We start from the raw sequence: 6644 nt of genomic DNA, 5'->3' as shown, positions 1-6644 counted from the left end.
GGCGGGTGCCGGGCGGCGGGCGGTGTCGCTGATCCGGATCAGGATGCCGACCAGGGCCCAGTTGGCGATGACGGACGAACCGCCGTACGCCAGGAACGGCATCGTCATACCGGTGAGCGGGATGAGGCCCATCACACCGCCGGCGACGACGAACACCTGGAGGGCGAACGCGCCGGACAGGCCGATGGCCAGCAGCTTGCCGAAGGGGTCGCGGGCGGCGAGGGCGGTGCGCACACCGCGTTCCACGATCAGCCCGTAGATCAGCAGGATCGCCATGACACCGGCGAGGCCCAGCTCCTCGCCGAAGGTGGCGAGGATGAAGTCGGAGTTGGCGGCGAAGCGGATCAGGTCGGAGTGGCCCTGGCCGAGGCCGCTGCCGAGGGTGCCGCCGGAGCCGAACGCCCACAGGGCCTGCATGGCCTGCTCGGAGTGGCCGACGACGCCCTGCCGGGAGAGCGTGTACTCGCGCATCGGGTCCAGCCAGGCGTCCACACGCTGCTGGATGTGCGGTTCGAAGGAGGCCACGCCGACGGCGCCGACCGCGGACATCAGCAGACCGAAGACGATCCAGCTGGTCCGCTCGGTGGCGACGTACAGCATGATCACGAACATGCCGAAGAACAGCAGTGACGTACCGAGGTCGGTCTCGAACACCAGGATGAGGATCGAGATCGCCCAGACGACGAGGATCGGGCCGAGGTCGCGGCCGCGCGGCAGATACAGCCCCATGAAGCGGCGGCTGGCCAGCGCGAGCGCGTCCCGCTTCACCATCAGATAGCCGGCGAAGAAGATCGCCAGGACGATCTTGGCGAACTCACCGGGCTGGATGGAGAAACCGGCGACGGAGATCCAGATCTTCGCGCCGTAGATGTCCTGGCCGAGGCCCGGCACGAGCGGCAGCAGCAGCAGGAACAGCGCGCCCACCATGGAGATGTAGGTGTAGCGCTGAAGGACCCGGTGGTCCTTGAGGAAGATCAGCACGGCGATGAACAGGGCGATGCCCATCGCGGTGTACATCAGCTGCCGTGGCGCGGCCGTGCCCGCCTGCTTGATCGACTGGAGCAGCTTGGACTGGTCCAGCCGCCAGATCACCACGAGCCCGAGCCCGTTGAGCAGCGTGGCCAGCGGCAGCAGCAGCGGGTCCGCGTACGGCGCGAACTTGCGGACGACGAGATGGCCGACGCCGGCCAGCAGGCCGAGGCCGATGCCGTAGCTCAGCAGGCCGGAGGGCACCTCGTCGTTGATCGCCAGGCCCACGTTGGCGTAGGCGAAGACCGGGATGGCGACGGCGAACACCAGCAGCGCCAGCTCGGTGTTGCGGCGGCTCGGCGCGCCGATGGCGCCGATCGTGGACGTGTGGTGCGTCGGCGAGTTGGTGGTACTGCTCATCGTGTGACGGGGCCTCTCACGGCTTGCCTACTGCGTACCGCAGTTGTTGACGACCTTTTGCTCCTCCTCCGAGAGGGTGGGGCCGGGGTTGGGCGTCGCGGTCGGGGACGGGCTTGCGTTCGGGGACGAGGGTGTCGTGGGCTCCTGGGTCTGTGTGGGACTCGGTGATGCCTTGGACGTGAGGGAGGCGGGAGTGGTTCCCGTGGTGCCTCCGGCCTGTCCCTGGCCCGTCTGCGCGTTCTGCTCGTTCTCCGCGGACCGCTGTTCGGCCGCCTTGCGGCAGGCGGAGGCCTGCACGGCGAGGTCGTCGATCTTGCGTTGCGCGGTGGCGAGGTCTCCCTCGGCGATCGTGTTCTCGACCTGCTTCTGCCAGTACGGCGGCAGGTACTTGAGTTCGATCTCGGGGTGGTCCTTCTCCAGCTTCGACAGCGACACCCACGCCAGGTCCTGGCTGATGCCGCGGTACAGCGCGACATGGCCGTTGTTGCTGCCGACGTAGTACTGGGTCTGGGTCCAGCGGTAGCCGCCGTACAGGCCGCCGCCGACGACGGCGAGCGCGAGCGCGCCGTACAGGGAACGCTTCAGCCATTTGCGGCCGTTGCGCGGCTTGGTGAGGTCCTCGGCGGAGTGCGTGCCGAAGGTGCCCGCCGGGACGTATCCGGTGGTGTCGCCGGAGCCGGGCGGCCCGAACTCGCCGCCCCCGCTGCTCTGCCGGCCGAGGCCCGCGGCGCGGCCCGCCGGGGTCTGCATGATGCCGTTGTCGTGCGGCTGGTGCTGGTTCTCGGCGACCGCGCCGACGACGACCGGGGTGTCGGAGAGCTGCCCGGCGAGGGTGTCGCCGGTGTCCAGGTCGAGGACGTCGGCGACGATCACGGTGATGTTGTCGGGGCCGCCGCCGCGCAGCGCGAGCTGGATCAGCGCCTGCACGGTCTCCTCGGGGCCGCGGTAGTCGGCGAGGGTCTCCTCCATCGTCTGGTGGGAGACCACGCCGGACAGGCCGTCGGAGCAGATCAGATAGCGGTCGCCGGCCCGCACCTCGCGGATCGACAGGTCGGGCTCGACGTGGTCGCCGCTGCCGAGGGCCCGCATGAGCAGCGACCGCTGCGGGTGCGTGGTCGCCTCCTCCTCGGTGATGCGGCCCTCGTCGACGAGGCGCTGCACCCAGGTGTGGTCCTGGGTGATCTGGGTGAGGACGCCGTCGCGCAGCAGATAGGCGCGGGAGTCGCCGACGTGCACCAGGCCGAGCCGCTGACCGGTCCACAGCAGGGCCGTCAGGGTGGTGCCCATGCCCTCCAGCGAGGGGTCCTCTTCGACCATCTGGCGCAGCTGGTCGTTGGCGCGCTGTACGGCGGTGCCGAGCGCGGTGAGGATGTCGGAGCCGGGGACGTCGTCGTCGAGGGCGACGATGGTGGAGATCACCTCGGAGGAGGCGACCTCACCGGCGGCCTGGCCGCCCATGCCGTCGGCGATCGCGAGGAGCCGGGGCCCGGCGTACCCGGAGTCCTCGTTGCCCTCGCGGATCATCCCCTTGTGCGATCCGGCGGCGAAGCGCAGTGACAGACTCATGCCCACCTCGCCCGTCGGCTCCGCATGCAGCCGCTCGTGTCGAGCCACACTGCCCACCCTCCGGTCGGGAGCGCGCCGGGCTGCTGGGTGTGGCCCGCCTCCGCGTGCTCGCTCCGCTCGCGCTCATTCATGACGTAGCACTACTTCCGCAGCTCGATGACGGTCTTGCCGATGCGGATCGGTGCGCCCAGCGGAATCGGCGTGGGAGTCGTCAGCCGCGTTCGGTCGAGGTAGGTGCCGTTGGTGGAACCCAGGTCCTCGACGATCCACTGGCCGTCGCGGTCCGGGTAGATCCTGGCATGGCGGCTGGAGGCGTAGTCGTCGTCCAGCACGATCGTGCTGTCGTGCGCCCGGCCCAGCGTGATGGTCTGGCCCTGGAGCGCGACGGTGGTGCCGGTGAGGGTGCCCTCGGTCACGACGAGCTTGGTCGGCGCGTTGCGGCGCTGGCGGCTGCCGGCCGGCTGCTGGCGCTGCTGCGGCGGCGCCTGCCGTGCGGCGGCCTGCGGGCGGCCGGCATCCCGGCGCCCGGCCCGCTGTGCTCCGCGCTGCGTGACACGCGTACCGAACAGGTCGCTGCGGATGACCTGCACGGCCACGATCACGAACAGCCACAGGACGGCCAGGAAACCCAGCCGCATGACCGTGAGGGTCAGCTCTGACATTGCCCCCGCTTCACCCTTCGGCTTGCCTATAGATAACGGTGGTGCTGCCCACGACGATCCGCGAGCCGTCGCGGAGCGTAGCGCGGGTGGTGTGCTGCCCGTCCACCACGATGCCGTTGGTGGAGCCGAGATCCTGGATCGTCGAGGGCGTTCCGGTCCGGATCTCGCAGTGCCTGCGGCTCACGCCGGGGTCGTCGATCCGCACGTCGGCGTCGGTGCTGCGGCCCAGTACGAGGGTCGGGCGGGAGATCTGGTGGCGTGCGCCGTTGATCTCGATCCAGTAGCGGGTGCGGCCGCCGGGCATGGGGCCGGGCGGCGGGCCCGCCGGGGCCCGGTAGGGTGCGGCGGGCTGCGGGTAGCCGTAGCCGCCGGGGCGCGGGGGTGCGGCGGCCGGACCGGCGCCGGGTGCCTGCTGGCTGGTGGAGGAGGCGAGGGTGCGGCTGCGCACGCGGTACAGGCCGGTGTCGAGGTCGTCGGCCTTCTCCAGGTGGACCTTGATCGGGCCCATGAAGGTGTACCGCTGCTGCTTGGCGTAGTCGCGCACCATGCCGGCCAGCTCGTCGCCGAGCTGGCCCGAGTAGGGGCTGAGGCGCTCGTAGTCGGGTGCGCTCAGCTCCACGATGAAGTCGTTGGGTACGACTGTGCGGTCACGGTTCCAGATGGTGGCGTTGTTGTCGCATTCGCGCTGGAGCGCGCCGGCGATCTCCACGGGCTGGACCTCGGACTTGAAGACCTTGGCGAAGGTGCCGTTGACCAGACCTTCGAGACGCTGCTCGAACTTCTTCAGGACTCCCATGGGGCACCTCCTCCGTCGTTCCTGCCGTCCTGCTGCCCGCGGTGCGGGTACTGCCTTGCCCGGTACTGCTTACTGATCGTATCCACGCGCCGGTGAATCGGCTGGTTCCCCCTGCTCGGCCCGGTCGACGGGTGTCGACGTCCTCTTGGTACCCCCCTGGGGAGTAGTTCTGCCCAGGATCGTAGAGGCGGCCACAGACCAGTGTCCCGCACCTGGAGCGGCTCCCTGTACGGCTCCTGCGGGGACGTCCGGGAACGGTACGAGGTTGATACGCGGCCGGGGCGGTGCCGAGACGGAACGCGGGGACCGGCCCCCGGCCCCCGGCGCACGGGCCGACGTGCCCCACCTGGGGCGGGGCGCGGGGGCGGGGTGCGGGCGGAGGAAAGGGATGTGAATCCACCCCGCCCGGCGTGCTAATGTTCTGCATGTCGGAAGGCGCCGGACCCCCAGGGGGACGGAGCCGGAGGACACACCCAATGCGCGGGTGGCGGAATAGGCAGACGCGCTGGATTCAGGTTCCAGTGCCCGCAAGGGCGTGGGGGTTCAACTCCCCCCTCGCGCACCATCACCGGAAGGCGGCATCGTTCTCACGATGCCGCCTTTCTCTTTCACCCCCCGGATTGTTCTGTGATGAACATCTCAGGGTCCGTCAGGTCCAGTCGGCCGAGGAGATGGCGTACGGCGGTCATCAGCTGGGCGTCGTCGTCCGCCCCGGTCTCCGGGTCCACCTCGATGTCCACCTCGATGTCCGGGTCGACGCCGTGGTTCTCCAGCCCGCCGCCGACCCCGTCGAACACGTACCGGAACTCCGGCTGGGTGGTCACCGTGCCGTCGACGAGGGGGTGCCGGGGCCACGTCGCGATGACGCCGCCCCAGGTGCGCCGGCCGATCAGCGGGCCGAGGCCGAGCGCGCGGAAGGCATGGCTGAAGATCTCCCCGTCGGAGCCGGTGTGCTCGTCGATCAGCAGGGCCATCGGGCCGGCCGGCGCGTCCTGAGGGCAGGGGCGCACCCCGCTCCACCGGCCGTGCTCGGCGCCGTACCGGCGCTGGGCGAGGCGGGCCAGCAGCAGCGGTGAGATGTGGCCGCCGGTGTTGTGGCGGACGTCGACGATCAGTCCCGGCAGGTCGACGGCCCGCTGGTAGCCGCGGACGAACTCGGCGTACCCGGTGGCGAACATGTCCGGGACGTGGACGTAGCCGAGCCGGCCGTCGGACGCCTGAAGGACGCGGCGCCGGTTGCCCTCCACCCAGTCCCGGTAGCGGGCGGCGGTCTCGCTGCCGGTGGCCCTCACGCACACCCGGCGGGGCGGGGCATCGCCGCGCCGCACGGTCAGCTCGACCTCCTGCCCGGCCGCCCCGACCAACAGCTCGCCGGGTCCGCGCGGGCCGACGGGGCGGCCGTCGACGGCGACGACGGTGTCGCCGGGCCGGATGTCGGTGCCGGGGCGGCGGCAGGGCGAGGTGGCGTCCGGGTTCCACGGGTCGCCGGTGAGGACGGCGGCGATCCGCCAGGCCTTGATGTCGCCGGTGTCCCAGTCGACGCCGAGGAAGCCCTGGGTGTGGCGGGGGGTGTCGAGGTAGTCGCCGCCGCGTTCGTAGGCGTGCGAGGCGCCCAGCTCGCCCTGCATCTCCCAGATCAGGTCGGACAGTTCGGAGCGGGTGGCGACCCGGTCCACCAAGGGCAGATAGCGCTCGTACACGGCGTCCCAGTCGACGCCGTCCATGCCCGCGTGCCAGAAGTTCTCCCGTTGCAGCCGCCAGGCCTCGCGGAACATCTGCCGCCACTCCTCGCCGGGGTGCAGCGGCACCCGCAGCCGGGCCAGGTCGACCCAGCCGGTGGCGCGGCCCGGCCGGGCGTCGGGCGAGTCGTCGTCGTCCTCGATCTCCAGGGGGGCGCCGGCCCGCAGGACGCGCAGCCGGGCGCCGCAGCGGTACGCCAGCACGTCCGCGTCGGCGCGTACGTCCAGGTCGTCGACCTGCACCAGGCATTCGGTTCGGGTGATGTGCTCCAGGTCGAGGAGATCGACCTGGCCGCCGGTCGCGGCCCGCGGGTCCAGGGGGTCGGCGGGGGTGAGGGGCACCGACCACAGCAGGACCTTGCCGTGCAGGGGGAGGAGGCGTACGTAGCGTGATTCGGGGACGGGGAAGGGCACCACCCGGTCCTCGATGCCGTCCAGGTCGATGACGACCCGGCCGTCCTCGTCGGGCACGACGAGGACGGCCGGGTCGCC

General features: G+C 71.1%; 5 protein-coding genes and 1 tRNA gene. 1 reads left to right on the top strand and 5 read right to left on the bottom strand.

All coding sequences use genetic code 11. The features are described 5' to 3' along the window. The 4 genes from MTQ10_RS25995 to MTQ10_RS25980 all read right to left on the bottom strand — a co-directional run. On the bottom strand, positions 1-1389 hold a 1389-nt coding region (locus MTQ10_RS25995; protein ID WP_247472596.1), incomplete at its 3' end, for an FtsW/RodA/SpoVE family cell cycle protein. A gap of 27 nt (positions 1390-1416) precedes the next feature. Beyond that, positions 1417-2955, bottom strand: coding sequence for a Stp1/IreP family PP2C-type Ser/Thr phosphatase (locus tag MTQ10_RS25990; protein ID WP_247472595.1), 1539 nt, complete (start codon positions 2953-2955; stop codon positions 1417-1419). A 140-nt stretch (positions 2956-3095) separates the two neighbouring features. Further along, the gene (locus MTQ10_RS25985; RefSeq protein WP_247472594.1) at positions 3096-3617 is read right to left on the bottom strand and encodes an FHA domain-containing protein FhaB/FipA; all 522 of its coding nucleotides are present in this window, start codon (positions 3615-3617) and stop codon (positions 3096-3098) included. 10 nt (positions 3618-3627) lie between these two features. After that, positions 3628-4413 carry an FhaA domain-containing protein gene (locus tag MTQ10_RS25980; protein WP_247472593.1) on the bottom strand — a complete coding sequence of 262 codons (786 nt, stop codon included), beginning with the start codon at positions 4411-4413 and terminating at the stop codon, positions 3628-3630. Between the two features lie 478 nt (positions 4414-4891). Between MTQ10_RS25980 and MTQ10_RS25975 the strand changes: the two genes are divergently transcribed. Continuing rightward, positions 4892-4978: transfer RNA gene (locus tag MTQ10_RS25975), tRNA-Leu, on the top strand. A gap of 43 nt (positions 4979-5021) precedes the next feature. On the opposite strand, the gene MTQ10_RS25970 is transcribed toward MTQ10_RS25975, so the two are convergent. Further along, the coding region (locus MTQ10_RS25970; RefSeq protein WP_247472592.1) for a S41 family peptidase at positions 5022-6644 on the bottom strand (1623 nt) is incomplete at its 5' end.

Origin of the sequence: Streptomyces sp. XM83C (assembly GCF_023072675.1) — a bacterium.
GTDB lineage: Bacteria > Actinomycetota > Actinomycetes > Streptomycetales > Streptomycetaceae > Streptomyces > Streptomyces thermocoprophilus.
This window is presented reverse-complemented; position numbering and strand designations above follow the sequence as displayed.